This window comes from Marinobacter nitratireducens (assembly GCF_000708045.1).
GTDB classification, from domain to species: Bacteria; Pseudomonadota; Gammaproteobacteria; order Pseudomonadales; family Oleiphilaceae; genus Marinobacter; species Marinobacter nitratireducens.
This window is the reverse complement of record NZ_ANIE01000005.1, coordinates 163,336-189,184: the sequence shown is the minus strand read 5'-3', so window position 1 is coordinate 189,184 and position 25,849 is coordinate 163,336. Positions and strand designations below refer to the sequence as shown.

At 57.8% G+C, this 25,849-nt stretch carries 26 protein-coding genes; 11 read left to right on the top strand and 15 right to left on the bottom strand.

Annotation, left to right across the window (positions count from 1 at the left end; translation table 11 throughout):
* Position 1: 1 nt before the first annotated feature.
* The 5 genes from D777_RS08005 to D777_RS07985 all read right to left on the bottom strand — a co-directional run bounded on the left by D777_RS08005 (position 2) and on the right by D777_RS07985 (position 4,874).
* The gene (locus D777_RS08005) at positions 2 to 1,732 is read right to left on the bottom strand and encodes an alkaline phosphatase D family protein (protein WP_036130369.1); all 1,731 of its coding nucleotides are present in this window, start codon (positions 1,730 to 1,732) and stop codon (positions 2 to 4) included.
* Positions 1,733 to 1,877: 145 nt separating this feature from the next.
* Positions 1,878 to 3,131 (bottom strand): D-amino acid dehydrogenase, encoded by a 1,254-nt coding sequence (locus D777_RS08000; RefSeq protein WP_036130366.1) that lies wholly within the window; start codon positions 3,129 to 3,131, stop codon positions 1,878 to 1,880.
* A gap of 138 nt (positions 3,132 to 3,269) precedes the next feature.
* A complete protein-coding gene (locus D777_RS07995) occupies positions 3,270 to 3,626 on the bottom strand; it encodes a translation initiation factor Sui1 (RefSeq protein WP_036130363.1) in 357 nt (118 codons plus the stop codon).
* A gap of 35 nt (positions 3,627 to 3,661) precedes the next feature.
* Positions 3,662 to 4,192: a DUF4136 domain-containing protein gene (locus D777_RS07990; protein ID WP_036130359.1), complete on the bottom strand. Its 531-nt coding sequence runs from the start codon at positions 4,190 to 4,192 to the stop codon at positions 3,662 to 3,664.
* Between the two features lie 76 nt (positions 4,193 to 4,268).
* On the bottom strand, positions 4,269 to 4,874 hold the full coding sequence (locus D777_RS07985) for a YigZ family protein (RefSeq protein WP_036130357.1): 606 nt from the start codon (positions 4,872 to 4,874) through the stop codon (positions 4,269 to 4,271).
* Positions 4,875 to 4,889: 15 nt separating this feature from the next.
* Here D777_RS07985 and D777_RS07980 point away from each other — a divergent pair, with 15 nt between their 5' ends.
* Positions 4,890 to 5,099 carry a hypothetical protein gene (locus D777_RS07980; RefSeq protein WP_036130356.1) on the top strand — a complete coding sequence of 70 codons (210 nt, stop codon included), beginning with the start codon at positions 4,890 to 4,892 and terminating at the stop codon, positions 5,097 to 5,099.
* On the opposite strand, the gene D777_RS07975 is transcribed toward D777_RS07980, so the two are convergent.
* A complete protein-coding gene (locus D777_RS07975) occupies positions 5,058 to 6,377 on the bottom strand; it encodes a sensor histidine kinase (protein WP_036130354.1) in 1,320 nt (439 codons plus the stop codon). The two genes, D777_RS07980 and D777_RS07975, sit on opposite strands and share 42 nt — an antisense overlap.
* Complete coding sequence (locus D777_RS07970; RefSeq protein WP_036130351.1) at positions 6,374 to 7,060, bottom strand: response regulator transcription factor; 687 nt, start codon at positions 7,058 to 7,060, stop codon at positions 6,374 to 6,376. The genes D777_RS07975 and D777_RS07970 overlap by 4 nt, the downstream gene beginning before the upstream one ends.
* 179 nt (positions 7,061 to 7,239) lie before the next feature.
* On the opposite strand from D777_RS07970, the gene D777_RS07965 reads away from it, so the two are divergent.
* From D777_RS07965 to D777_RS07955, 3 genes are all read left to right on the top strand, one after another.
* On the top strand, positions 7,240 to 7,605 hold the full coding sequence (locus tag D777_RS07965) for a hypothetical protein (protein WP_036131210.1): 366 nt from the start codon (positions 7,240 to 7,242) through the stop codon (positions 7,603 to 7,605).
* Positions 7,606 to 7,662: 57 nt separating this feature from the next.
* Positions 7,663 to 8,820: a GNAT family N-acetyltransferase gene (locus D777_RS07960; protein WP_036130348.1), complete on the top strand. Its 1,158-nt coding sequence runs from the start codon at positions 7,663 to 7,665 to the stop codon at positions 8,818 to 8,820.
* 77 nt (positions 8,821 to 8,897) lie between these two features.
* Positions 8,898 to 9,554: a hypothetical protein gene (locus D777_RS07955; protein ID WP_051669012.1), complete on the top strand. Its 657-nt coding sequence runs from the start codon at positions 8,898 to 8,900 to the stop codon at positions 9,552 to 9,554.
* Here D777_RS07955 and D777_RS07950 read toward each other — a convergent pair.
* The gene (locus tag D777_RS07950; protein WP_036130346.1) at positions 9,541 to 9,756 is read right to left on the bottom strand and encodes a dodecin; all 216 of its coding nucleotides are present in this window, start codon (positions 9,754 to 9,756) and stop codon (positions 9,541 to 9,543) included. The genes D777_RS07955 and D777_RS07950 overlap by 14 nt on opposite strands.
* Positions 9,757 to 9,828: 72 nt before the next feature.
* Here D777_RS07950 and D777_RS07945 point away from each other — a divergent pair, with 72 nt between their 5' ends.
* Positions 9,829 to 10,593 (top strand): DUF3750 domain-containing protein, encoded by a 765-nt coding sequence (locus D777_RS07945; RefSeq protein WP_036131203.1) that lies wholly within the window; start codon positions 9,829 to 9,831, stop codon positions 10,591 to 10,593.
* A 143-nt stretch (positions 10,594 to 10,736) separates the two neighbouring features.
* Here the strand turns inward: D777_RS07945 and D777_RS07940 are convergent, their stop codons facing one another.
* From D777_RS07940 to D777_RS07930, 3 genes are all read right to left on the bottom strand, one after another.
* The gene (locus D777_RS07940) at positions 10,737 to 12,056 is read right to left on the bottom strand and encodes a hypothetical protein (RefSeq protein ID WP_036130344.1); all 1,320 of its coding nucleotides are present in this window, start codon (positions 12,054 to 12,056) and stop codon (positions 10,737 to 10,739) included.
* An 87-nt stretch (positions 12,057 to 12,143) separates the two neighbouring features.
* Positions 12,144 to 12,452: an AzlD family protein gene (locus D777_RS07935; protein ID WP_036130341.1), complete on the bottom strand. Its 309-nt coding sequence runs from the start codon at positions 12,450 to 12,452 to the stop codon at positions 12,144 to 12,146.
* Positions 12,449 to 13,189: an AzlC family ABC transporter permease gene (locus D777_RS07930; protein ID WP_036130339.1), complete on the bottom strand. Its 741-nt coding sequence runs from the start codon at positions 13,187 to 13,189 to the stop codon at positions 12,449 to 12,451. The genes D777_RS07935 and D777_RS07930 overlap by 4 nt, the downstream gene beginning before the upstream one ends.
* A gap of 548 nt (positions 13,190 to 13,737) precedes the next feature.
* Here D777_RS07930 and D777_RS07925 point away from each other — a divergent pair.
* The 4 genes from D777_RS07925 to D777_RS07910 all read left to right on the top strand — a co-directional run bounded on the left by D777_RS07925 (position 13,738) and on the right by D777_RS07910 (position 20,895).
* Complete coding sequence (locus tag D777_RS07925) at positions 13,738 to 17,220, top strand: indolepyruvate ferredoxin oxidoreductase family protein (protein WP_150112629.1); 3,483 nt, start codon at positions 13,738 to 13,740, stop codon at positions 17,218 to 17,220.
* A gap of 70 nt (positions 17,221 to 17,290) precedes the next feature.
* Positions 17,291 to 18,391, top strand: coding sequence for a Glu/Leu/Phe/Val family dehydrogenase (locus D777_RS07920; protein ID WP_036130337.1), 1,101 nt, complete (start codon positions 17,291 to 17,293; stop codon positions 18,389 to 18,391).
* Between the two features lie 90 nt (positions 18,392 to 18,481).
* On the top strand, positions 18,482 to 19,894 hold the full coding sequence (locus D777_RS07915; protein WP_036130334.1) for a sodium-dependent transporter: 1,413 nt from the start codon (positions 18,482 to 18,484) through the stop codon (positions 19,892 to 19,894).
* Between the two features lie 173 nt (positions 19,895 to 20,067).
* Positions 20,068 to 20,895 (top strand): metal-dependent hydrolase, encoded by an 828-nt coding sequence (locus D777_RS07910; protein WP_036130332.1) that lies wholly within the window; start codon positions 20,068 to 20,070, stop codon positions 20,893 to 20,895.
* Here the strand turns inward: D777_RS07910 and D777_RS07905 are convergent, their stop codons facing one another.
* Genes D777_RS07905 through D777_RS07895 form a run of 3 tightly spaced genes read right to left on the bottom strand, consistent with a single transcriptional unit; the run spans position 20,896 to position 23,119 of the window.
* The gene (locus D777_RS07905; RefSeq protein WP_036130330.1) at positions 20,896 to 21,801 is read right to left on the bottom strand and encodes an NAD-dependent protein deacetylase; all 906 of its coding nucleotides are present in this window, start codon (positions 21,799 to 21,801) and stop codon (positions 20,896 to 20,898) included. It abuts the gene before it with no gap.
* A gap of 15 nt (positions 21,802 to 21,816) precedes the next feature.
* Positions 21,817 to 22,548, bottom strand: coding sequence for a polyamine aminopropyltransferase (locus D777_RS07900; protein WP_036130328.1), 732 nt, complete (start codon positions 22,546 to 22,548; stop codon positions 21,817 to 21,819).
* A 19-nt stretch (positions 22,549 to 22,567) separates the two neighbouring features.
* The gene (locus tag D777_RS07895) at positions 22,568 to 23,119 is read right to left on the bottom strand and encodes a DUF1415 domain-containing protein (protein WP_036130327.1); all 552 of its coding nucleotides are present in this window, start codon (positions 23,117 to 23,119) and stop codon (positions 22,568 to 22,570) included.
* A gap of 313 nt (positions 23,120 to 23,432) precedes the next feature.
* Between D777_RS07895 and D777_RS07890 the strand changes: the two genes are divergently transcribed.
* Both D777_RS07890 and D777_RS07885 read left to right on the top strand, forming a co-directional pair.
* The gene (locus D777_RS07890) at positions 23,433 to 23,711 is read left to right on the top strand and encodes a peptidylprolyl isomerase (RefSeq protein WP_036130324.1); all 279 of its coding nucleotides are present in this window, start codon (positions 23,433 to 23,435) and stop codon (positions 23,709 to 23,711) included.
* Positions 23,711 to 24,634, top strand: a complete 924-nt coding sequence (locus tag D777_RS07885; protein ID WP_036130321.1) for a VanZ family protein — start codon at positions 23,711 to 23,713, stop codon at positions 24,632 to 24,634. The genes D777_RS07890 and D777_RS07885 overlap by 1 nt, the downstream gene beginning before the upstream one ends.
* A gap of 9 nt (positions 24,635 to 24,643) precedes the next feature.
* Here the strand turns inward: D777_RS07885 and D777_RS07880 are convergent, their stop codons facing one another.
* The gene (locus tag D777_RS07880) at positions 24,644 to 25,822 is read right to left on the bottom strand and encodes a M24 family metallopeptidase (protein ID WP_036130318.1); all 1,179 of its coding nucleotides are present in this window, start codon (positions 25,820 to 25,822) and stop codon (positions 24,644 to 24,646) included.
* Between the last annotated feature and the right edge of the window lie 27 nt (positions 25,823 to 25,849).

The window sequence follows — 25,849 nt, the reverse complement described above, 5'->3', positions numbered from 1 at the left end:
CTTAACTGACAACTTGACGCACGGGAGGATTGAGCAGTGCCGTGCGGACAGCTCTGGGTTCGGATGCGGGGTAATCCTCATAGATCCCGCGTCCACCGCTCTCGATACCGACGACCTTCGTCTTGGCCGGGTCGATGTCGCCCAGGCTGTCAGCGCTGGAGATGCTTCTAACGTAATAGAACTCGGACTGGGTCCGCTCCCGGGTAACATCCACCAGAATAAATCCTGGCGATTTGAGTTCGACATACTTCATGTGAGGGTTGGCCAAACGAACCGCCGCGGCGGCAAGATCGGCAATCTCCTCAGGAAATCCGGGCGATGTCACCGAGGGTGTTACAAACTCTGTTGCCAACGGGCTTGCCAGCGCGTTTTCGACGAGGTTTGCAGAATCGGCGTACACCTCATTGGCCCAGGAGGTGTGAATGTCACCCGTAAAAATAACGGTATTCCCGACGCCTTCCGCCAGCGCCTGAAGCACACGTTCACGGTCGGCAACGTAGCCGTCCCACTGATCCATATTCAGCGACAGCAGCTGTCCGTTGAATGCGGATACATCCTCCATTCCCAAAGTCCGAGCAGCGTCCAGAACCCGAAGGATATTGAGTTCAGCAAACATGACCTGCTGACCGATCATGCGCCAGTGAGCGACTGACGTTGAAAGTCCATCCGTCAGCCATTCCAACTGCTGTGCACTCATGATCCTGCGTTCAGCATCGAATCGTGCCGGATCAGCCGCCGACGAGACTTGGGCATTCCTGCCTTCCAGGCGAGTGTCCAGCATAAAGAGATCAATCAGGTTGCCAAACTGAAACCTACGCCACAGATGTCGGGTCTCGGTGTTTCCTTCACGAATGGGAAGCCATTCGTAATAAGCTCTGACCGCCGATGCCCTCCGATCGGTCCACGCCCCCTCCGTCGCTTCGTCATGGTTTTCTGCCCCATCAACGTAACTGTCATTCGCTGACTCATGGTCATCCCAGATACAGATCATCGGGAATTGCTGATGAACCGCCTGCAGGTTTTCGTCCGACTTGTACTGGGCATGACGCTGACGGTAGTCAGACAGTCCAATGATTTCATGGGCTGGAAGTGGTTCCCGACCGGGAAAATCTCCATACTCACCAGCACCGTACTCGTAGATGTAATCCCCCAGGTGCAGGATAAAATCCAGGTCGCTGTGCTCGCTGACGGCTTTGTACACCGAAAACAGGCCATAGGCGTAGTTGGAGCATGACACGACCGCAAAGCGGGCACGTTCACTGGAAACAGACGCTTCGGGAAAGGTTCTTGTTCGACCGACGGGTGAGGACTGGTTACCAACCGAAAACTGATAGTAATACCAGGTATTCGCCTTCAGGCCGGCCACGTCGACCTTCACACAAAAGTCGTTTTCAGGGCTGGTGGTTACACTCAGCTGCCCGACTTTGTCAGTCATATCGCGATCTCTGGCGATAGTGACACGCACAGGAACACTCTCGACATCCCTGGGCAAGGTGGCGGTTGGCGTTACCCGAGTCCAGAGCACGACTCGATCGCTCAAGGGATCACCGGATGCAACCCCATGGTTGAAGGCAACCTGCGGGACATTCGCGTTGTCGCCGGCAACCACACCTGCATCGTTCGTTGAAATACCGGTTTCGGTGTTCGAAGTACTGCTGCCGCCACAAGCGGTCAGCGCAGTAAAAGACGTAGCAGCAAGTCCTTTAACGACTGCACGGCGTTGCCTGTCCATTCTGCTCTCCGTAGTTATTGTTCAGGGCCCGAATCAGCGGCCGCAATTTCGTGATGGAGATCACAGGTTGAGGACAGTTTATGTACTTCAGATGACAAAACCGTGGCTTTTCAGGCCAGAAGAACCACGGTTTCAAAAGGCAGGGTCAGAGGCCGGTAAAGGTGAAATCCACGCCTGGTTTACGGCCTGACACAATGTCGGCCAGCGCCGCGGCCGATCCGCACGAATGGGTCCAGCCCAATGTACCGTGACCGGTATTCAGGTAGAGGTTGGCGAAATGGCTCTTCCCGATGTACGGCACATTGGACGGTGTCGCCGGCCGCAAACCGGTCCAGAACTCGGCCTGATCCCAGTAGGCAGCCTCAGGCATCACCTCCGCCGAGCGACGCACAATTGCCCGGCACCGGGTCATATCGAGTTCCCTGCCGTAGCCACTGAGCTCAGCAGTCCCCGCAACCCTTAGGCGGTCGCCCAGGCGAGAGTAAACCAGCTTATACTCGTCATCCGTGAGGCTGACATTGAAGGCCGCTTCTTCGTTCCTGACCGGCACCGTGATGGAATAGCCCTTGGCCGGATAGATGTTCAGAAATAACCCGATCTTGCGGGCGAGAATGGCACTAAAGCTACCCAGGCTGAGCACGTAGGAGTCGGCTCTCAGCGTTTCGTGGTGCCCTTCATGGATTGTTCTGACCCCGAGTATCCGGTCTCCGGCCTGATCGAAACCGACGACCTCCGTACCGTATCGAAACTCAACGCCAGCCTCGGCGCAGAGCTTCGCGAGGTTCTGGGTGAACTTACGGGCGTCGCCGGACTCGTCCTCTGCGGTGTAGGTCGCACCGGCAATCCGGTCCCGGATCGGTTTCAGTGCGGGCTCCAACTCTACCGCCCGATTGGCATCAATGATCTGCCGGTCACACCCGAGATCCTGCATGATTCGGGTCGGTTCTCTGGCGCCGTCAAATTCTGCCGGGTTGGTGTAGAAATGCAGAATGCCTTTCTCAAGGTGATCGTACTGAAGGCCGGTTTCCTTCCTGAGAGCCTGCAACTGGTCACGACTGTAGGTCCCGAGGTTCACCATCTGGCGAATGTTGTGCGCCGCCTTGGCCGACGTGCACTCACCGAGGAAAGACAGTGCCCAGCGCCACTGGGCCGGGTCCAGCTTGGGGCGGAACAGCAGGGGCGCATCGGGTTGGGTCAGCCATTTGAGAACCTTGAGCGGCGCCGACGGGTTGGCCCAGGGCTCCGCGTGGGATACCGAAATCTGCCCACCGTTTGCGTAACTGGTTTCAACGCCTGCGAGGTTCTGCCGGTCGATCACCGTAACCTGGTGCCCCTGTTTTTGCAGAAACCAGGCGGTGGTAATGCCGACGACGCCAGCGCCAAGAACCAGTATATGCATGTTTTCCTCCGGTCAAAGGAGCTCCTGCCGGGGTGACAGATGGGCTGCCGCCTCTTGAGGATTCCATCAGTTTGAAATTTGGGGAGTTGCCACACGGGGTATTGTAACGCGTGGATCAATGGCTTGTGTGTAATACCATCAGCCACCAGCGCGTTTTACGGTCCACCCCTTGGCCTCAAGCAACGGAACCAGGATATCTCTCTGGTCGCCCTGAATCTCGACGACACCGTCCTTGACGGTTCCGCCGGTGCCACACTTGGCTTTCAGGACTTTCGCGTAGGCCTTGAGTTCCTTGTCATCCATGGGAATGCCTGTCACCAGGGTAACGCCCTTGCCCTTACGACCTTTCGTCTCACGGCTGACACGCACCACACCGTCACCCTGGGGGCGCTCAGGTTGCCCACAGGTGCAATCAGATACCGGATTGCGACAACCCGGACACATGCGGCCCTGTTCTGTCGAGAATACCAGACCGCCTTCCGCACGTTTCTTCATTCCCATTCTGCTAACCGTCAATTCCTTCAGATGAATCAATCAAGGCCCGGAGGGTACTTCGAAAACATCTCCGCGACCACCTCATCGATCAACTCCCGCCGGCTCTCAGGGGACTGACTCTCCGTCAGGTAACGGCGACTGGCCGCTCGCCACACAACCTGTTTGGTCGAGGTATCAACCAGCTCTACGACCAGCTTGCCTTCTTTAACCTCACGGATCGGCGGAGCCGACGAGAGCGCCCAACCAAAATTACCACTGCCGAAACCAAATCCAAGCCCCACGCCAGTGCGATCCAGCCTGTCTTCTTCGACGATCTGCCAGTTAACCAGCAAATCAGCGTCGTTATCCGGCGCCTTTCTCATGGCCTTTCGATTCAGCTCTCGTTCTACGGCAGCCTGGACCCGCGTTCCATCCAGAGAAACAAACGAGGACTCACCCGCCTCCGGGGCAAACGCCCAGGTTGAATAGTTGCCAAAGACAGCCGTCGAACTGTAGTCCGTGACCACGTTACTGGCACAACCAGCCATCGCCAGAACAACGAACGACATCAACAGAATACGTATCATGGTGTTCCCCCTATTTGCCTACATCCTCAAAACCAGTATACGCACAGCCTACGATCAACGATGCCCGTTTATTCCCTCACCTTTCCAAACTGTAATCGAGCTTCTGGGCCTCACAAAATGCCACGAAGTCATCCACACCGTTTTCCGGCACCTGAAGGTGAGCCGTCACAGAGGCTGCGTAATCCACCGATTCCACAACCGCTCCATGGACCTCACACCAGTGTCGCACGGGCTGCTCATCGGCAAACGACATGGTGACGACAGTCTCGACCACAGGCTGCTGAACCACACGTTCAACGGCCGATAACACGCTCTCTGCGGCACCGGCATACGCCCGGACCAACCCGCCAGCGCCCAGCTTGATGCCGCCGAAATAGCGAATCACGATCACCAGCACATCGCCCATATCCTTGTGCTGAATCACATTGAGAATGGGCTTTCCGGCCGTTCCGGATGGCTCGCCATCATCGTTCATTGCGGCTTCGGCGGCGGAGCCGGGGCGTCCAATCTGATATCCCCAGCACACATGGCGTGCATCCGGATGCTCCCGGTGCGCCTTTTCGACCCAGGTCTTTACCTCTTCACGAGAACCGACCGGCACCACCCGGGCAATAAAGCGGCTTTTCTTCACTTCCGTTTCCCGCTCAAGGTATCCTGCGGGAACCGGGTAATCTTTGCTCATATTGTGAGGTGCCTTATGTCAGATAACCAAGAAAATGGCAGCCCCGGGACTGCCCAACCCGCGAAGATCCGCAAAGCGGCCTGCGGCATCCGTTTCGAAGAAGACGAACTTCAGGAAGGGATCGATTTTTCCGGAGCCGCTGATCTTAAACCAGACGACGAGAATCTTCAGGCCCCGACCCCATCAGCCCGCGGTAAACAGCGGCAACAGGACGGTAACCCGTAAGCCGCCGTCAGTGTCATTGGTGGCGCTGATCTTACCATCGTGCGCCCTGACAATATCCCGGGCAATGGCCAGGCCCAATCCCCATCCCGAGCCTCCGCGGGACTTGTCTGCCTGGAAGAACGGCTCAAACAATTGTGACAGCAGAGCCTCGTCCACCCCCTCACCTTCGTCCCGGACATCCACCCGGACCCAACGATCATCACGACTCAGCCCCACCTGAACGGTTCTCCCTGGCGGGGTGTGATCCAGGGCATTCTGGACAATGTTATCCAGAGCTCTCTGCAACAGCGTGGCATCGCCAAGCACCGTCACATCGGACACGTCGCCCCTGGCCTGCAGGTGACAATCCACGCCCTGCTGTTCTGCGTAGTCTGCCGCATCCTGCAGTACGTGATTGATCAGATGGACCGGTCTCACAGACTCCCGCTCGATTTCATTACCCTGTTCGGTAACCCGGTAGAGCGTCAGAATCTGGGCCGTCATCGTTTCAAGACGTTCGTTCTGACGAAGAATACTGGCCATCAGTTCTTCGTCCGCCCCACTCTCACTGGCCAGCTCAATCGCGACCCGCTGACGCGCCAGAGGGGTGCGCAGATCGTGGGAGATATCCCGCAGCAGGTGTCGCTGACGTTCCAGCAGGTCACAGAGTTGGTCGGTCATGGCGTTAAAGGCAACGGCCAGCTGACCGACCTCATCCCGCCGGTTCGCGATTCGATCATTTACCCTTAAACCGGTTCGGCCCCCTGCAATCAGTCTGGCGGTCCGCTCCATATGTCTGAGCGGACGGGACACAACCCGTGCGATCAACCAGCAGGCCAGCGTGATCATCACGAAGCCGACAACTAACTCGAGCAGCCGGAACACATCCGGATCCAGCCAACCACTGCCGTGGCCGCGGGGCCAAGCGATAAGCTGATACTGGTCAGACAGATCAATCACGGCCGGTTGATGTCGATACCAGCCTGATTTGATGCGCTCACGAATGGCCGGTGGCAGGCGGCCGTCCTGTTCCCGATTCTCGATCAGTAGCACGTGAAGGTCCATCTGCCGGCCCTGTTCCCGCAGAAAACCGAAGGCTGCCCTTCGTCCCTCTGTTGCACGGATACGGATCGCTTCATACCCCATGTCGCGAAGCCCGACCTGGCGTTCAATGGTTTCTCGCTCACGTTCAAGCAATGCGTGGGTCGCAAGATTGCCCACCAACACCGTAATGGCCATGGCCAGCCAGATCAGCAGGAATATCCGCCAGAACAGCGGAAACATGAATCGCTTTTTCACACGGGCACCCGATAGCTATAGCCCAATCCGCGCACGGTTTCGATTCTCGGCGGATCGTCATTCCCCAGTTTTTTGCGCAGGTTACTGATGTGCATATCCAGGGTCCGGTCATAGGCTTCCAGCCGCCTTCCGAGGGCCCATTGCATCAAATCGGTCTTGCGCACTACGCTGCCGGCATGAGCGAGCAGGACCAGCAATACTTCATACTCTGTCGCCGTTAACTCAACCGGCGCCTGGCCCTGATAGACCCGGCGATGCGCTGGCTCTACCCGCAAGTCGCCGTAGACCCGCGCCCCATCGACCTCGTTCTTCTGATCCCAGGCGATTCGCCGCAAAAGCGCCTGCAGACGCGCGACCAGTTCCCGGGGATTGCAGGGCTTGGGAATGTAGTCATCGGCGCCGACTTCGAAACCGACAATCCGGTCGGTTTCATCGCCCCGGGCGGTCAGAAGTACCACCGGAAGATGGGTCTGCGCCCGCAGCTCACGCAGCACGTCAAGGCCGCTGATATCCGGGAGCATGATATCGAGGATCACGATGTCGCAGTCCTGCCCCAGTGCCAGCCTCAGACCATCACGGCCATTGGCCGCTTCACGCACCGTAAACCCCTGATTGCTGAGGTAACGGGCCAGCAACTGACGCAGTTCTTCATCATCTTCAATGAGCAGCACCCGATTCTGCATTCTCTACCTCCCATGCCGATGCCTGCAGTCTATCACGCGCCCGCAAACCCGCCGGCGCGAGTCAATTTCCTTTGCAGAACCTTTACAAAGCACTGACGCTCGCTGACGAAAGCCAGCGGTACCATGGTGTTGTCTTAACAACCGACCCCATCCGGGTCACTCACCCAGAGGTACCGATCATGACTACTCGTAAACGCGCCCTCATAGCCGCCGGCATACTGGCATCCACCCTGGCTGCCACAAGCCCGTTCGCCTTTGCGCACGAGCGTAATGGCGATCACTCCCGGGGCAAGCACGACATCGAGCAGATGTGCGAACAGTTTCGGGAAGGCAATGGGCCCTTCAACCGTGAGCAACGCAGGGCTGAAATGCAGGAACGTCGCGCGGCGATGGCCGATCGCCTGCAGCTGACCGATGAACAACGAGAAATCTGGCAGGAGATTCAGCAGGAGCAGTTCGAAAAGCATCAGAAACGCATGGACAAGTATCGCGGCAAGATGGAAAAACGCTGCGACCGCGTTCTGGATAACAACGAAGAGAAGTGATCAACAACGGGAATCTGGCGTATGGTATCGGGACAACCGAAAGGAGCTTTCCGACCCATGCCAGACCCCGGAACACCGTCCCTGACCGTGGAAACGGTCCAGAGCATCGACGAGATCCCCCGTGCCGACTGGAATCACCTGGCCGGCACTGCCACCCCCTTCCTGCGTCATGAATTTTTTCAGGCCCTCGAAGAATCGGGTTGCACCACGGTGCAGACCGGATGGCGGCCTTGCTATCTCGTATTTCGCGTTGATGGCCGTCTTGCAGGGCTGGCACCGGCCTACATGAAGTCCCACTCCATGGGCGAGTATGTGTTTGACTGGGCCTGGGCCGACGCATACCAGCGCTACGGCATGGAGTACTACCCCAAACTGTTGATGGCGGTGCCATTTACCCCTTCCCAGGGGCCTCGATTGCTGTTTTCGGACTCCTTGAGGAACCAATTGACACCCGCTCAGCTTCACGATCTGCTGGACACCCTGATCAACCGGCTGGGCGCCCACTCCTGGCATCTGCTGTTTCCGGATGCCCGGGATCAGGAACTGCTGCAAGGTGAGGATCAGCTCCACCGAATTGGCTGTCAGTTCCACTGGCACAACCGGCATTACGAAGACTTCGAGGGATTTCTGGCAGAGTTGACCTCCCGAAAACGAAAGTCCATCCGCAAGGAACGGCGCCAGGTTATCGATCAGGGCATCGGGTTTCGCCGTGTTAGCGGCACTGATATCACCGATCATGCGCTGGCCGCCTTTTTCGTGTTTTACCAGGCCACGTACCTGAAACGCGGCCAGCGGCCCTACCTCAATCGGGATTTTTTCACCCGGCTACGGGACCGTCTGCCCGAGCATCTGCACCTGATCATCGCCGACAAGGATGACCAGATGATTGCCGGCGCTCTGTTTCTGAACGGTGAGAATACGCTGTACGGTCGCTACTGGGGCTGCCTGGAAGAATACAACCACCTGCACTTTGAAACGTGCTATTACCAGGGCATTGAGCTGGCTATCGACCTCGGGCTGAAACACTTCGACGCTGGCGCCCAGGGAGAACACAAGCTGGTACGTGGCTTCGAGCCCCTGCTGACCCACTCCTGGCATGGCATCGCTCATCCTGGGTTTCGGGATGCCATCGCCGACTTTATCGCGGAAGAGTCGGAACAGGTTCAATCCTATCTTGAGGAGGCCAGAACACTGCTGCCATTCAGACAGACCTGAACTTTCCGCCCACAGGGCCTTGATCGACCACCTATACTGAAGGAGCAATGCGGGCGTATCCAACGGAGGCTTACCCCATGGAACTGGCCACATTCTTGACCGTGCCCGGGAACGATCTGATCTCGGCTCTCAGCCTGGCGATTGCTTTAGGGGCGTTGCTACTGGCATCGGTCAGCAAACGACGAATTTTGCGGGAAACGGAAACACTCCGGCAGAGAACCAGCACACTCAGTCGTGAACTGGACGATCTGCGCGTTCAACAGTTCGACGCCCAGCAGACGCCCCGCCCGCCCATTCACAGCGATACCTCGGAACCTCAGTACCAGTCAGAGAAAGCGGCTTACGATCAGATCTGGCCACAGCTGTGGAAGCTGCATGACAGCCTGGGAGCGTTTCTGCGAGCCGTCGAGCACAACGAGCCCGCCGGGGACCTGAGGCTTGATGCCCGCAATGCCGCACTGGATGCCAGACAACTGCTGAATCGTAACCGACCGTTTTGCGATCAGAATGTAGAGGAACTGACAACCCGGTTGATCGACACCGAGATCAAGGCACACCTGACAGCCTGCGAGTATCTCGATCTGGTCAAAGATACCAGTATCGAGCCCTCAGGGCATGACCGGCGGGTTCTTCACGACAAGTGCCACGCCCTGTATGAGGGCGAGGCGAGGGATTTGATGAACCGGCTGGTCAGTGCCATCCGGCAACGGATGCTGAACGTCAGCTATTCGTAATGCGGAACCCCACCTTCAGGACGACCTGGTAGTGCCCCACCTTGCCGTCAACGATGTGTCCACGGGTTTCCTGCACCTCGAACCATTCCATGTTGTTGACGCTCTTGCCGCACTCGGACAGGGCATTTTCGATGGCGTCCTCGATGCTCTTTTTTGAGGAGCCCACGATCTCGACTTTCTTGTACACGTGATGATCTGACATGGTAATACTCCTTTTTCGGAGATGCCTGATATTCTGAGCCTAGAAGACAACCAGACGACGGGCAAACCACCAATGAAGAAAGCATTCCGATACGCGCGCTGGCCTTTGCTCGGCCTACTCGTACTGATGGCTGGCCCACTGCTTCTTGCCGTCAGCGGCCAACTGCAGGGCGCCGAGAGCTGGCGAACCGCCAGCCGGGAAAGCGCGGGCATTGCCCCACGACCAGAGCAATACGAGGGCGCGGTGGTACAGGTCTACGGTGCGAGAACCTGGGGCTGGCGCGGTTATTTTGCGGTTCACACCTGGCTTGCCACCAAGGAAAAAGGCGCCGAGGAGTATCGCGTGCATGAGGTGACCGGATGGCGCCGATACGTGGTCAATTCCCAACCGGGCGAACCTGATCGCCACTGGTATGGCGCCCGACCGGAACTGTATGCCGATATCCGTGGCCCGGAAGCTGAGGCGCTGATTCCCCGGATTTACGATGCCGTTGCCAGCTATCCTTACGCGACAACCTACGAAGCCTGGCCGGGACCGAACAGCAATACGTTCACGGCCTGGGTGATCAAGGAAGTTCCGGGACTTGATATCGCACTCCCCGGCCATGCCATTGGCAAAGACTACCTCGGTGACAGCGTGGTGGCCGAAGTGCCAGGAGGCGCCGGCTACCAGCTTTCTCTGGGTGGCTATTTCGGACTGATGGCTGGGGTCAAAGAGGGGCTTGAACTAAATCTTCTGGGGCTGTCGATTGGACTAAACCCGATGGCCCTTGGTATCAAATTGCCTGGAATAGGAGACCTGGCGCTGCTCAACCCAAACCCCATGACTGAGGATTGAGGTGCTGACCAGACGGCCGGGGCGGGGGAAGGGACTCCCCAAAATGTGCGGAGCCATGGATGGCGGAGCCAAGCGTACACGGACGTATTCACAGCGTTTTTGGGGAGTCCCTTCCCCCGCCCCGGCCTGAGAGGTACTTATCCTCAAACGTTGGCGAATTCCAGGTATTTGCTGGCGGCCTGTTTCTTCTCGTCCTGACTGTTCAAGAGCTCCAATCGGAGTTTGTCGATGATCTTCAGGTAATCATCGAGGGGGGATTCGGATTTACCTGCCTCTTTGGATTCTTCGATAAACGCCTTTTGCTTTTCGCGGATTTCATTGAGCTTTTCGAGAGCCGAACGGATCGCTTCCACGCGAACTTCCGCAAGACCACTGTTGCCGCGGGCGCGTTGCGGCTCGGTGGTGAACAGAACCTCTTCTGCGGCCGGGGCCTGCTCCGTGTTCTGTTCGGCAAGATCAATTTCCTCGAGGGTACGAACGTCGCCGTCGGTGGTCAGGTAGATTCCGGAAGACTTGATCTGGCCCAAAGGAACGCCCTGTCCATTAGCCAGAGTAAAACGATCTTCAGCGCTATCCACGTACAACGCCTGAACACCAACCTCACTGAGAGAACGGAGTTCATCGTTACCATCGGCCGTCTGAACCCACACGGACAGCGATTGGAAGACTTCGTCACCGGCATCGATCCAACGGTTGCCGTCATCATCAAAGGCCGCCAACTCAGCGAAACCGGAACCGCTCTGGGGGCCGAACAGTTCCGAACCATCGTCGACCGTTCCGTTGCCATTACGGTCGAACACCAGATACCCGCTTCCACCGCCCAACGTTGCAAACTGGGCTGTATCGCCATTGCCGGTCATGTCGAATTCAAACAGGGTGTCTGTGAGTTGTGCGGTGGTGGCACCGAAGTTGATCACCAGGGGATCGGTCATTGGCCGCTCCTGGATCTTGACCACTTCGGAGTATTCGTAACTGCGGGACTGGGATTGGCGCAGGGACAGCGTGAAGTCGACGGTTTCTCCGCTATCCAGTTCGATAGAGCCCGTGGAGGCGAAGGAACGGGATTCGCTTTCCGAGTAGAACATGTACTTCCCGGCCGTTACCAAAAGGCTGCCCTGGCCCTGAACGCCGGCGTCACCACCGAGCGCAGCACGGCTGACGGTGATGGCCTGCTGGCCCATCAGGAAGAGTTCCGAGCTTTTCTCCACCAGCTGATCGGTGGTGAACACCGCGGATCGGTTGTTGTCGGTTACCTGAGTCGAGCTGCTGAACGCCAACTGCTCCTGGCTGCTGTAGTGATACGCGGCTTCCCGGAACAGGGTCAGTTCCGAGCCCCTCGAATTCTCCCCGTCATTGCCGACGCCCCGGGGCGTCTGCTGGTTGATTCGCAACTGGGTGCTGTCAACGGCCGATACCTGGCGGCTGCTCTCCTGGAACAAGGAAATCTGACTGGACGAAATCATGGCGGGGGAACCTCTGTACGCGTTAATTGCGTATCGGCTCCCCGCCGGATTTCTTGAACAAATATTAACCACAAACGACCTGTGAGATCACAGGAAGTAGCGAACAAGCCCCGCGGCAATGATACCGGCTGCGATGGATGGCAGTGGCTTTTTGGTGGCCAGCATGATGGCGGCTGTGGTCGACAGTGCCGCAATCGCTCCGGCGTCACCCGAGAACGCCAACGGCATAATAATCGCGATCAATACGGAACTGGCCATGGTATTGATGAAGCTTTCAATGCGCGGGCTGATGCGTACAAACGACATCGCAAATACGCCGCCGAATCGGGTAACCAGGGTGACCAGCGTCATAAGGCCAATCAGGGCGAGCACGCCGGTCGATGTGGTTTCAATCATGACGTCGCCTCTTCCTGTACCTGTTCACTGTCGGCATGCTTTTCCAGCCAGAAATAGCCAATCACGCCGCCAGCCAGAGCTCCCACCACCACATGCATGTTGGCAGGCAACCATTTCCAGGCAGCCAGGGAAGCCACTGCAGCGACCGTCCAGGAAACCAGGATTCTCGGGGACTGTTTGCCTCCCAGGGCCATTGCCAACAAGAAACAGCCGAGAACCATATCCAGCCCGAGACTTTTCGGGTCCTGAAGCAATCCGCCAAAATAAACACCGAGCAAAGTCCCGATCACCCAAGCCATCCAGAGCACCAGGCCACCGCCCAGAATCACTTCCAGATTATGACGACCATTCTGATATTCCTGGGCAGATACCGCCCAGTTCGCGTCTGTTAGCACCAGAAGAAGACCGTATCGCTTCCCCGGGGAGACATTTTTAAGCATCGGATACAGCGATGCCCCCATCAGGAGATGGCGGGAGTTAATGGCAAAGACCACCGCAAGCAGCGGGAGTGTGGATACCTGCGGGCCCCACATATCAATTGCCGCAAACTGGGAGGCACCCGCAAACACGGCGCCACTCATCAACAGGGTTTCAAGCGGGGTCAATCCGGCCTGCGCAGCCGCCAGGCCGAATGCAGCGCCGAATGCCACCACAAACAGGGAAATAGGTAGCAGGCGAAAAAATTCTGACCGAATTTTCGCGGGCTGCAATTGGTAGGAGTACGACGCACTTTTCATCTAAGCAAGCTATTTAAATTTTCTGCTTCTGCGTATAGGTAGTTTCCGAAGAGCTGAGTTGTTGATTTACCGAGAAGTTTTTCACCTGCATCTATTTTCCGCAAAGTTTACGTTTACGGAAACTTACTTTTAGTGATTGACGCCCTCAACCGGAGCGATTAATTTGTTTTGCGTCCCGCCCCAAAAGGGTGCTCCCGATTCGGGAAATGGACCATGAAATCAGAACGCCGGCCACAAGCCGGACGACAACAACAAGACGACCGCTAACGCCGAGATCCGGCGACGGTGGGAGAGGATTTCAACATGTCACACTCAGTACGCCCCATGGGCAGACTGCGCGTCATCGCAGGCATCCCTGACATTGGCGCCTGCCATCTCCGTTTCCATCGGCCAACTCGGCCTGAGACAACATCAATTCAGTCATATCAGACCCCAGGTTTCTGTATCAGCGGATAAGCCGCCCTGTGTCTGTCTGACTCCGAACTGAATTCCGCACGCCCGGCGCAGGCAGCGCCCGTGCTCCGATGTTTCTGGAAACGGTGATAACCATGAATGAATTGCGAAATGCCAGCCTGAACGACGTCTGGGAAAAAGAATCCGGGGCGGTCTACATGAACGGAAGCCAGGCCCTCGCGCGGCTTCCCCTGCTCCAGGCCCAGCTCGACAAAGCCAATGGTCTGAACACAGCCGGTTTTATCTCCGGCTACCGCGGCTCACCACTGGGCGGCTTCGACAAAGTCCTGTGGAAAGCCCGGGATTACCTGAAGCAGCAGAACATCCACTTCCTGCCGGGCATCAACGAAGACCTCGGCGCAACGGCCGTCTGGGGCACCCAACAGGTCAATATCTTTGAAGGCGCCAAGTACGACGGCGTCTACAGCCTCTGGTATGGCAAAGGGCCGGGCGTTGATCGCACCGGTGACGTATTCAAGCACGCCAATGCCGCAGGCACCTCACGCTTTGGCGGTGTCCTGGCAGTCGCCGGTGACGACCATGCGTGCAAATCCTCAACCCTGCCCCACCAGAGCGATTATGGTTTCATGGATGCCTCCATGCCGGTGCTTAACCCCGCAGGCATTCAGGACATTCTGGACATGGGGCTGTATGGCTGGGCCATGTCCCGTTTCAGTGGTTGCTGGGTCGGCTTCAAGGCCCTGGCAGAAAACATGGACTCGTCCATCTCCGCGAACCTGGATCTGAGCCGGATCAACATCCGCATTCCTCAGGATTTCCGGTTGCCGGAAGACGGCCTCAACTCCCGCTGGCCGGACAAACCCATGGAGCAGGAAGAGCGGCTGCACCGTTATAAGCTGGAAGCCGCCAAAGCCTTCTGCCGGGCCAACCGGCTGGATCACACGGTACTCGGCGCCAGCCAGCCCAGAATTGGCATTATCACCACCGGCAAAGCCTATCTCGACGTCATCCAGGCATTGGCCGATCTGGGCCTCGGCGATGAGGAACGGGAAGCGATTGGCCTGGCGGTCTACAAAGTCGCCATGCCCTGGCCGCTGGAGCCGGAAGGCATTTTCGAGTTCGCTTCGGGACTGGAAGAAATTCTGGTAGTCGAAGAAAAGCGTGGTCTGATCGAAGACCAAATCAAGACCCAGCTCTACGGATGGCAGGATCATCAGCGTCCTCTGGTGATCGGGAAACTGGATGATCAGGGCCATGAGCTCCTGCCCTCTATTTCCGAGCTGACCCCGGCCATGGTGGCCCGGGCCATCGCATCCCGGCTCAATGGCCGTTATTGCAACGACACACTTCGCCAGCGTCTCGACTTTCTTACTGAAAAAGAGAACAGCCTTGCCGAACCCAAAGAACGCCTGGAGCGCACACCGCACTTCTGTTCCGGCTGCCCGCACAACACATCCACTCAGGTGCCGGAAGGCAGTCGTGCGCTTGGCGGTATCGGCTGTCATTACATGGCGACCTGGATGGACCGGGGCACGGACACCTTCACCCAAATGGGAGGAGAAGGCGTGACCTGGCTGGGTCAGGCACCGTTCACCAACCAGAAGCACGTGTTTCAGAACCTGGGCGACGGTACCTATTTCCACTCGGGCGTGCTCGCGATCCGCGCTGCGATTGCCTCTGGCGCCAACATTACCTACAAGATCCTCTACAACGACGCCGTGGCCATGACCGGTGGACAGCCCGTCGATGGCACCTTGACTGTGCAACAAATCAGCCATCAACTGTACGGCGAAGGCGTCCGTCGCATTGCCGTGGTCAGTGACGACATCGACAAGTACCCCTCCCGGGCCGACTTTGCGGACCGCACCACGTTCCACCATCGAGATGATCTGGATGCCCTGCAGCGGGAGCTTCGGGAGATCGAGGGCTGCTCAGTCATTATCTACGACCAGACCTGTGCCGCCGAGAAACGTCGCCGCCGCAAGCGTGGAACGATGGAAGACCCGGATCAGCGGGTAATGATCCACTCCGACGTCTGCGAAGGCTGTGGCGATTGCGGCATTCAGTCCAACTGCCTGTCCCTGTTGCCGAAAGAGACCGAGGCCGGTCGCAAACGCACCATTGATCAGTCCGCCTGCAACAAGGACTTTTCCTGTGTACGCGGCTTTTGCCCCAGTTTCGTGACCGTCAAAGGCGGCAAACTCAAGAAGCCAGCAGGTGTAAGCTCCGATGTAGACTTCCCGGAATTGCCGGAGCCGGTGCTGGTGGAAGGCCATAACCCCTACGGCATCCTGCTCACCGGCGTGGGTGGCACCGGTGTCGTCACCGTCAGCGCCCTGCTCGGCATGGCGGCGCATCTGGAAGGAAAAGGGGTGTCGGTGCTTGATCAGACCGGCCTGGCGCAGAAATTCGGCGCCGTGGTCAGCCACATCCGAATCAGCGACAGGCAGGAAGACATTCACGCCGTTCGCATTCCCGCCGGTGAGGCCGACCTGATCATGGCCTTTGACCTGATGGTTGCCGCCACCGATGACGCCCTGGCCAAAATGGATAACCGTTTCTCCCGAGCCGTGGTTAACAGCGAGGCTGCCATGCCGGCAGCTTTCACCCGGGACCCGGACATTCAGTTCCCCGGCGAATCCATGGAACAGAGCGTTCGTGAAGCCTGCCGTCCCGACGGCAGCTGGTTCCTCGACGCCGGTGGTCTGGCCAAGGCGCTGATGGGCGATGGCATGGCCGTCAACCTGTTCACGGTTGGTTTTGCCTATCAACAGGGCCTGTTGCCGTTGAGCGCTGACTCGATTGAGCGGGCCATCGAGCTCAACAATGTCGCCATCGACAAGAACAAACAGGCATTCCTCTGGGGCCGCCGCGCCGCCCACGATCTGGAGAAGGTCAAAGCACTGGCCTTTCCCCAGCCCAAAGGCAGCCCGGTTCAGATTCAGGAAACCACGGACCAGCTGATCGAGCGCAACAAGGCGCATCTGACCGAGTATCAGAATGCCGGACTGGCACGTCGTTACGAAAAGCTGGTGCGCAATGCCGAGCAGACCATCAGCCAGAAGCTGGGGCGGGACCCACTGCTGTTCCGTGCCATTGCCGAGAACTACGCCAAGGTGCTGGCCTACAAGGACGAGTACGAAGTTGCCCGTCTGTTCAGCAATGGCAGCCTGCGCAAGCAGTTGGAGGAAGAGTTCGAAGGCGAGGTTGAGCTGGAGTTCAATCTGGCGCCGCCGCTGCTGAGCCGAAGCCGGAATGGCGAACGTCCCCGGAAGCTGAAGTTTGGCCCCTGGATGGAAACCGTCTTTGCCCTGCTCGCTAAGGCCCGCGGCCTGCGAGGCACCCCACTGGACCCGTTCGGCTACACCGCGGATCGCCGCCTCGAACGCAAGCTTATCCGTGAGTACGAGACAGACATCGCATTCCTGCTCAAACACCTGAGCGCTGACCACGCGGATGCGGCTCGCAAGCTGGCCAATCTGCCTGAGAAGATCCGTGGCTATGGCCCGGTGAAAGAACACGCCTATGAGGCAAGTCGAAAGGAGCGTCGCCAACTACGGGCCGAGCTCAACCCTGATGCCAGGGAACATCAACAAATCGCGAATGCCGCGGTCTGACTAAAACAACAACCGACCGCCGCAGGCCTCACAAGGGTAGCGGCCGGTCACGGAAATGAGGTGAAACGCCATGAACGTATTCAGCCATCCGGAGTTCGATAACCACGAACACCTGTCCTTTTTCTGCGACCCGGAAACCGGACTCAAAGCCATTGTTGCCATCCATAACACCTCCCGCGGCCCCGCGCTCGGCGGGTGCCGGATGTTCCCTTACGCCAGTGACGAAGAAGCCCTGCGTGATGTGCTACGCCTGTCTCGCGGTATGACCTACAAATCTGCCCTGGCCAACCTGGACCTTGGCGGCGGTAAATCGGTGATCATTGGCGATCCCAGAAAACAGAAGAGTGACGCACTGCTGGAAGCCATGGGACGCCATTTGGAAGGTCTGGGCGGCCAGTACATTGCTGCCGAAGATTCCGGCACCAGTGTCCCGGACCTCAAGGTGATGGGGCGCCATACCCAACACGTAGCAGGCATCGCTTCCCGCATCGGTTTCGATGGCAATCCAAGCAATGGCGATCCCTCCCCGGCGACCGCTTACGGTACATTCATCGGCCTCAAGGCAGCCGTAAAACACAAGCTCGGGCAGGACAACCTGAGCGGCCTCAAAGTGGCCATCCAGGGCATTGGTAATGTCGGTTTCCGGCTCGCCAAACACCTGAAAGAGGCGGGTGCTGATCTCTGGGTCTACGACATTCATGCCGAGAACATGCAACGCGCCATTGATGAACTGGGCGCCAAACCGGCTTCGGCAGAAGACATCCTGTTTTTACCTGTGGACGTGGTGGCCCCGTGTGCCATGGGTGCCGTACTCAATGATCGCAGTATTCCGGAACTCAAGGCAGGTATTGTTGCCGGTGCAGCCAACAACCTTCTGGATCGCCCGGAACATGATGCCATGCTTAGACAGCACAACATCCTCTATGCGCCGGACTTTGCCATCAATGCCGGCGGCATCATCGACGTATTCTACGAGCGCAAAGGCGCTTCCCCCGATCAGGTCCGCGCCCATGTGGACACGATCGGGGACACGCTCACCGAGATTTTCAATCGCTCAGACCGCACGGGCTTGCCAACAGGCGAGATCGCCAACGAACTGGCTGAAGAGCGTTTCCGAAAGCATACCGCAGGTGCTGGGCTGGCGCCCGAGCGGTTGGCTTGCGCCGGGTAACCTGACACCGGTGCTTCCCCCTGGGAGCCGCGAGGGGTCGCGGCTCCCCTTTTTCACCTGATACAAGAACAAATATCGCAGGAGATACGCATGTCTGTTACTTCATCCGGATCCGCCACATACGATGGCGCCATTGAAGGAGCCAATGCCAAGCGGGGGCTCTGGTCCTCCCGGCTCGCTTTCATTCTGGCCGCAACCGGCTCTGCCGTGGGCCTTGGCAACATTTGGAAGTTTCCGTACATCACCGGTGAAAATGGTGGCGGGGCTTTTGTCATTGTTTACCTGGCCTGCATCGCCGTGGTGGGTATTCCCATCATGATGGCGGAAGTCATGATTGGCCGCCGGGGAGGGCGCAGCCCCGTCAACAGCCTGCGCCTGATCACCGAAAGAGACGGCCTGAACCCGGCCTGGAAACTGGTGGGCGCCGTCGGTGTGCTCGCCGGCTTCCTGATTCTCTCCTTCTATTCTGTCATTGGTGGCTGGGCGGTTTCCTATGTCGGCACCGCCGCCAGTGGCCAGTTAACCGGTCAGTCTGCCGAAGCGGTCGGCGCCATCTTTTCGGGGCTGTTAAGTGACCCCGGCACGCTTCTGCTCTGGCATACCGTGTTTATGGGCCTGGTGATGGCCGTGGTCGCCAAAGGCGTTCGCGCCGGTCTTGAACGCGCGGTCAGCATTCTGATGCCGGCCCTGTTCGTATTGCTGCTGGTGATGGTTGGCTACGCCATGACAACCGGCGCCTTCGGTCAAGCCGTTTCCTTCCTGTTCCAGCCTGACTTCTCCAAGCTGACCACTTCGGGCATTCTGGTTGCCCTTGGCCATGCATTTTTCACCCTGAGTCTCGGTATGGCGGTGATGATGGCCTACGGCTCCTATCTGCCGAAGAACGTGTCCATTGCCAAGACCTCCATTACGGTCTCGGTGATTGATACCGGTGTCGCGCTGCTTGCCGGCCTCGCTATCTTCCCGGTGGTATTTGCCAATGGCCTGGAGCCTGGCGCTGGCCCGGGTCTGATCTTCCAGACTCTGCCGCTGGCGTTTGGGCAGATGCCCATGGGCAGCCTGTTCGGTTCTCTCTTCTTCATTCTGCTGATTTTCGCCGCCTGGACGTCCGGTATCTCGTTACTTGAGCCCATTGTGGAGTGGCTTGAAGAGCAGAAAGGCATGAACCGCACCATCAGTACCCTGGGTGCTGGTCTGGTGTGCTGGGGACTCGGTATTGCGTCGATTCTGTCCCTGAACCTGTGGTCGGACGTTGCGCCGCTGAGTTTTATCCCGATGCTGGAAGGTAAGACCATCTTTGACCTGCTCGACTTCTTCACCGCCAACATCCTGTTGCCGCTGGGCGGCCTGCTGGTTGCCGTCATGGCTGGCTGGGTTATGTCGAAACAGGCGATGAAGAACGAACTGTCACTGTCCGACTCCTCCTTCAAGCTCTGGCTAACAACCGTTCGCTTCATCACGCCAGTTGCCGTATCCATCGTCTTTATCTACAACCTGATCTGAAGCACTGTTGCCAGATCTGAAACATTGTTGAAAGGAGCGGCATTGCCGCTCCTTTTCTTTTTTCGCGCAGAAGTCTTTCCTGCCAAACATCTGTCCCATTCTGATCAGACATCACCGCGAAAACCCCGTAGTCTGCATTATTGTTAGACAACAATGATTGAGGGGCTTCTCCTATGTCCGCAGTAACCGCTTCTTTTCCAGTTCGCCGACAGGACTTCGGGTTTGACGATGTTCCACGTCATTGGGTCGATAACGACCCGTTCATGACCCACATGTTCAATGCTCTGTCTGCTCTGTTCCCGGATGGAGAACGTTTTTTTGTGGCCAGCGTTCGCGCGGTACGCGAAAAGGTTGAGGACCCGCAACTGCAGAAAGACATCAGCGCCTTTATCGGGCAAGAGGCCATGCACGCCAAGGAGCACGGACACTTCAACGAGGGCGCAATCAATCAGGGCTTTGATATCAAGAGGCTGGAAGGCTGGACTCGAAACTTTCTTTCGGTCAAAAACCTGCCGCTATTGAAAAACGAGCGCGCCCACCTGGCTGCAACCGTCGCCCTGGAGCATTTCACAGGCATTCTTTCCGCCCAACTGCTGAAACGCGAGGACATGGTCAGCAAGATTGACCCGACCATGCGCACGCTCTGGGCATGGCACTGTGTCGAGGAAAATGAACACAAAGCCGTCGCGTTTGATGCCTACCAGGAAATCTACGGCAAAGGCCCGGCGAACTACGCCATCCGCATGGGCACCATGATGCTGGCAACCGTTCTGATCATGGTGGCCATTCATGCCTTCATCTTTGAGCTTATGCGGGAAGACAAGCAACTTACCAACCTGCGCTCCTGGGCAAGCGGGCTAAATCGTTTCTGGGGTCCGAAAGGGATGTTCACGGCGATCATCCCGGAATACCTGGACTACTTCAAACCCAGCTTCCATCCGTGGCAGCACGACACCGAGTTTCTGCTGCACAAATGGCGGAAGACCCTAAAATTCGCCTGATTAACGAAGCTGCCGGAGCGTTGCCTGCAACGTTTCGCCAATTCGTGCATTCAGTTTGAGATCAACCAGATCCTCCGCCCGTGTGCGGCCCAGATTAAGGGTCGCCATGGGCTTTTCCCACTCTTTGCCGTACCGGCAAAACCGAAAGCCCGAATAAACCATCAGGGAAGAACCGATCACCAACAAGCCATCGCTGGCCTTCAGGGCATCCAGTGCGGTTTGCACCCGACTCTTTGGTACAAAATCTCCGAAAAACACCACATCCGGCTTGAGAATACCCTTGCAGGTCGGGCAGTCCGCGAGACGGAAATCCGAGAAATCCACGTCGAGATCGGCATCACCGTCTGGCGCCACGCCAGCCTGATAACTCAGAAACCCCGGATTCAGGTCCGCGCATCGCTCATGCACTTCATCGCGGGAACAGCGGTAGCCGCAGTCCATACACAGCACTTCATCCGCCCGGCCGTGCAAGTCCAAGACCGCTTGCGTACCAGCTCTCTGGTGCAGTCGGTCAACATTCTGGGTCACAACGAGGCGACTGTGCCCTGCTTGCTCAAGTTCCGAAATGTAGTGATGGGAGGGATTCGGCGCTGCCTTCTGCATCACCGGCCAGCCAATCAGACTCCGCCCCCAGTATCGTTGCCGGATTTCAAAGCTGCCCATAAAGGCCTGGTGCTGAACCGGCTGCTTGCGCTTCCAGGCGCCGTCACCGTCACGGTAATCGGGTATGCCGGAATCGGTACTGACACCGGCGCCAGTAAGAATCATCAATCGGGGGTGGCGACGAATAAACGCCGCCAACTGATCAGCAGCCTCTTCCGGATCATGTCTGGCCAACGGCTCATCAATATCCGGCAGACGCTGACTGCTGGCGAAAGGACGCACTCGGTGGGTCATAGACTTCATTCACTCCCCGACTAATCAGCCCGGCTTCCGGGCAACATACACCGTGTTGAACGACTCCCTGTTCTGGAACGGGTTAAAGAAGGTTACGACGTGACACTCAACATCGATGAACACCTGCCGCAACACCTTCATAAAATCGTCATCCTCACCCTCGTTGGACCACATGGCGAAGATCCCCCGAGGATTCAACTGTCGCGCCATCCGGGAGATATTTTCGGTGGTGTAGAAACTGGCGCTGGAGTCGTGCAACAGGGCTCTCGGAGAATGGTCAATATCAAGGAGAATCGCATCGAATGTGCTTCCCGGAGCGTCGGGATCAAAGCCACCAGATTCCGGATCAGCAACCGCAAGATCAAAAAAACTACCATGGACATACCGGCTCCGGCTGTCTGCGTTCAGATCAGCCCCGAGGGGAACAAGCGCCTGCTGATGCCAACGTATGACCGGCTCAAGATACTCAACCACCAACAGCTCATCCACCCGCTCATGCTGCAGGGCCGCGACCGCGGTGTAGCCCAGACCAAGGCCACCAACCACCACTCTCAGGGACTCACCCTCGGCCGCATTCAGGCCAATATCTGACAGCGCAATTTCAGCGTCCACAAACATGCTGGACATCAGGAATTCCTCACCCAGCTTGACCTCGTATACGTCCCGGTCACTGATGGCCGGAATACGGCGCCGCCGCAGTGTTATCTCACCAATAGCCGAGGGTTGGCTGTCGATCTGCTCAAAAAGAAGTCCCAAAAGATAACCTCAACGTCGTTTATTGTTTGCCCAGCATGCAACTGGCAAGAAGTGCCCGCATCCTCTCCGCGCCCAGATCATTCATCAACTCGATGTTCCGGGCCGGCACGGCATCAATGTCCGGATAGTTTTCAATCGCCGCTTCCAGACTGGCCTCCCGCAACAGGTGCAGCATAGGAAACGGCGAACGGTTGGTGTAATTCTCCGCCGCCTCCGGGTCCGTGCCCTCAAACTGGTAGTCCGGGTGGAAACTGGCAATCTGATAAATACCATCCATCTCCAGAAACGCCAGCAGGCCATCGGCTGCGTCCAGAAAGTCGTTGTACGCGCCGAAGTCCGTTAACGCATGCGGATGGATCAGCAACGTGGTTTCGATCTCAGGCTCGTCATCGAGGCGGTGCAATTCGGCATGCAGATCCCGAAGCAACTCGTCTTCGGTTGTGGCCTCCGAAACCACAAAGCGCACCCGGTTTCTGACCAGTTCCCGTTTGGCGAACGGACACAGGTTGTAGCCGACCACAACGTCCTCGACCCATTTACGCGTCGACTCAACGACCAGAACATTCTCCAAACGATGTCTCCTGTAACCCAGTGGAAGGCAACTCCAAAGCGTGCCTGAGAGTGCGGGTCGCCAGCTCAAAAAATGTGCGAAGCCATGGATGGCGAAGCCCAAGCGCCACAAGGATGTGCCGCCAGGAGCGTTTTTTTGAGCTGGCGACCCGCACTCTCACCGCACCCAAAGCCAAGCTCACAGGTGCAGGCCCAACATACTACAGGGAACCAACCGGAATTGAGACAGCAGACAAAAAGCACTTGCCTACACAGCCCTGTCAGGGCAGCATTCTCCCCAGAAGTAATTACCAACCAACAATGGGAACAGAACCATGACTCAAGCAACAGCACGCCACATCCTGGTGGACAGCGAAGCCAAGTGCGAAGAACTGAAAAAAGCCATCGAAGGCGGTCAGGACTTCGCTGAAGTTGCCAAGCAGCATTCCTCCTGCCCGTCTGGCCGCAACGGCGGTGACCTCGGTTCTTTCGGCCCGGGCCAGATGGTTCCCGAGTTCGACAAGGCCGTGTTCAGCAGCGACCTGAACACCGTGATTGGTCCTATCCAGACCCAATTCGGCTACCACTTGCTGGAAGTCACCAGCCGTAGCTGATGCTCGCCAGCACGGCGACAAAAGGCGCCCAAACAAGACAGCGACTGCGCTCGCTGGCCCTGTTGGGCGCCTTCCTGATTACCCCGCTGCTCTTCATCGGCGGCCCGGACTACTCCTCCGGCCCATTACTTCGATCCGTCTGGAACCTCGGCCACATTGGCCTTTTCGCGCTCTTCACTCTCGGTATTCAGCCCTGGCGCTGGTTCCGGGGCTGGCGGCTCTGGTTTGCCCCCACGGCGATACTACTGGCCCTTGGGCTTGCAATAGAAACAATCCAGTCCGGACTGGGACGGGACATGGATTGGCACGATGTGCTCCGCAACCTGATCGGTATGTGGCTGGTTCTGGCCTGGTTTCCCAGCAGACCAACGCCAGCAGGTGGCAGAGTTCTGAAACTGTCTACCGCCTTACTGGCGGCCCTGGAGCTGGCCTCAACAGCAACAGTCGCCTTGCAACAGTTTCAGGTGCATCAGCAACTCCCCCAACTTTACGATTTTACCCGCAGCGATCCTTCCCTGTTCTGGCGTGGGCAGGTATCGAAAGTGGATGACGCCTCCGGCGGGCTATCCATCCACATGGGCACCGAAACATACTCGGGGGCAACGCTGCAAAACCTTGCCGGCGACTGGCGGGACTATCAGCAACTGATCCTGAGCCTGTATAACCCGGAGCAGGCCCCGCTGCAAATGACCATCCGCATTCACGACGTCGCCCATGAAGATAACAACCGCTATTCCGACCGGTTCAATCAGCGCCTACTACTCGCCACAGGCGACAACCGGTTTGTCATTCCTCTGGACACAATCCGCGAAGCCCCGGAAAGCCGGGACATGGATATGGGCCGGATTCGACGCCTGGGGCTGTTCGCTACCCATTTGCCCAGGCCCCGCACAGTCATACTCAAAGAACTCCGGCTGCAATAGTCCATACAGTCATCCCAGCAACCACGGGTTTCGGGTTATCGGCTCTGCCCCATGGTCAGTCACCGTAATCGTTTCGCTACTCCCGATCCCCCATTTCCCCGGTATTCTCAGACAAATCGGCAGATGGAAGACCATGCCGGGCCGAAACTCGGCATTGCCTCCCCGTGCGATGAAGCCGGAGCCTTCCACCCAGGATGGAGGGAACTGGGCACCCACCGTGTAGCCAAACACTCCCGAGAAAAACACCTTGCCAGCCAACCCTGACATGGCGGCCTCGGCACGGGTAGCCGCCTCATCAAAGGTCACGCCCGGCTTTACGCTGTCGAGCAATGTGTCGACCAGGCGTCTGCAGCCATCGAATACATCCCGCATCTCCGGCGTCGGGCTCCCCGCGACAACGGTTTGCATCATCGGAGCCGTGTAGCGGTTCCAGGACGATCCGAATTCCAGGAACACCGGTTCCCCTTCTTCAATGCGGCAGCGATTGTGATTGGTGTGAATGACACTGCTGCGCCGACCGCTGGTAACAATAGGCTGCATACTCATGAATTCACTGCCAGCAGCCAACAAGGCCTCCGCTCCCGTGGCAGCCACCTCGTTGTCGGTTGTTCCCGGCCTCACGGCCGCGGCTGCGGCAGCCAGTCCCGTGGCGGTAATATCCGCACTCTGGCGCAGGTAATCCAGCTCCGCCGGTGACTTGACGATGCGGACCTTTTTCACCAGGCCTCCACTGTGGATAAAACGCACACCCGGCAGGCGAGACTTGAGCCCTTCCAACACGCCCTGACGAAGCGATCCATGCCAGGCATCCACTCCGACGGTATCCGCGGAATCGTTCAGGGCTTCAACCAGAGGCGTAAGCACTTCCCCGATACCCTCCCAGCGATAACCGGAAACAACCTCAACCCGGGTCGTAATGACCGCCGGCCCCATCTCAATGGAGGGCACCTGAAGCATCAGAGAGGATTCCGTCACCACCAGCGCGATGTGAACGGACACCTCAAACGTGCTGTAGCCACACAGATAAAAAATGTCGGAGGGATCAGTCAGCAACAAGGCATCCAGGTCGGATACCGCCATAAGGTCACGCACTCTCGTCAGGCGGCGGGCATACTCATCCTCCGGAAAAGGGCACTCCATGCCTCGAAGCTCCCTGGGCAACGCTTTCTGATAGGCGTTGAAATCCATGGCGTAGCTCCTCGGTTGCATATACTT

Bases quoted from the DNA above. Each gene is read 5' to 3' on its own strand.
- D777_RS07945 (WP_036131203.1), top strand. From the start codon at position 9,829: ATGAAGAAAGCATTCCGATACGCGCGCTGGCCTTTGCTCGGCCTACTC.
- D777_RS07970 (WP_036130351.1), bottom strand. From the start codon at position 7,060: ATGCAGAATCGGGTGCTGCTCATTGAAGATGATGAAGAACTGCGTCAG.
- D777_RS07990 (WP_036130359.1), bottom strand. From the start codon at position 4,192: ATGATACGTATTCTGTTGATGTCGTTCGTTGTTCTGGCGATGGCTGGT.
- D777_RS07955 (WP_051669012.1), top strand. From the start codon at position 8,898: ATGGAACTGGCCACATTCTTGACCGTGCCCGGGAACGATCTGATCTCG.
- D777_RS08000 (WP_036130366.1), bottom strand. From the start codon at position 3,131: ATGCATATACTGGTTCTTGGCGCTGGCGTCGTCGGCATTACCACCGCC.
- D777_RS07980 (WP_036130356.1), top strand. From the start codon at position 4,890: ATGTCAGATAACCAAGAAAATGGCAGCCCCGGGACTGCCCAACCCGCG.
- D777_RS07880 (WP_036130318.1), bottom strand. From the start codon at position 25,822: ATGGATTTCAACGCCTATCAGAAAGCGTTGCCCAGGGAGCTTCGAGGC.
- D777_RS07950 (WP_036130346.1), bottom strand. From the start codon at position 9,756: ATGTCAGATCATCACGTGTACAAGAAAGTCGAGATCGTGGGCTCCTCA.
- D777_RS07985 (WP_036130357.1), bottom strand. From the start codon at position 4,874: ATGAGCAAAGATTACCCGGTTCCCGCAGGATACCTTGAGCGGGAAACG.
- D777_RS07930 (WP_036130339.1), bottom strand. From the start codon at position 13,189: ATGAAAAGTGCGTCGTACTCCTACCAATTGCAGCCCGCGAAAATTCGG.
- D777_RS07965 (WP_036131210.1), top strand. From the start codon at position 7,240: ATGACTACTCGTAAACGCGCCCTCATAGCCGCCGGCATACTGGCATCC.
- D777_RS07960 (WP_036130348.1), top strand. From the start codon at position 7,663: ATGCCAGACCCCGGAACACCGTCCCTGACCGTGGAAACGGTCCAGAGC.
- D777_RS07935 (WP_036130341.1), bottom strand. From the start codon at position 12,452: ATGATTGAAACCACATCGACCGGCGTGCTCGCCCTGATTGGCCTTATG.
- D777_RS07890 (WP_036130324.1), top strand. From the start codon at position 23,433: ATGACTCAAGCAACAGCACGCCACATCCTGGTGGACAGCGAAGCCAAG.
- D777_RS07920 (WP_036130337.1), top strand. From the start codon at position 17,291: ATGAACGTATTCAGCCATCCGGAGTTCGATAACCACGAACACCTGTCC.
- D777_RS07885 (WP_036130321.1), top strand. From the start codon at position 23,711: ATGCTCGCCAGCACGGCGACAAAAGGCGCCCAAACAAGACAGCGACTG.
- D777_RS07995 (WP_036130363.1), bottom strand. From the start codon at position 3,626: ATGAAGAAACGTGCGGAAGGCGGTCTGGTATTCTCGACAGAACAGGGC.
- D777_RS08005 (WP_036130369.1), bottom strand. From the start codon at position 1,732: ATGGACAGGCAACGCCGTGCAGTCGTTAAAGGACTTGCTGCTACGTCT.
- D777_RS07915 (WP_036130334.1), top strand. From the start codon at position 18,482: ATGTCTGTTACTTCATCCGGATCCGCCACATACGATGGCGCCATTGAA.
- D777_RS07910 (WP_036130332.1), top strand. From the start codon at position 20,068: ATGTCCGCAGTAACCGCTTCTTTTCCAGTTCGCCGACAGGACTTCGGG.
- D777_RS07905 (WP_036130330.1), bottom strand. From the start codon at position 21,801: ATGAAGTCTATGACCCACCGAGTGCGTCCTTTCGCCAGCAGTCAGCGT.
- D777_RS07925 (WP_150112629.1), top strand. From the start codon at position 13,738: ATGAATGAATTGCGAAATGCCAGCCTGAACGACGTCTGGGAAAAAGAA.
- D777_RS07940 (WP_036130344.1), bottom strand. From the start codon at position 12,056: ATGATTTCGTCCAGTCAGATTTCCTTGTTCCAGGAGAGCAGCCGCCAG.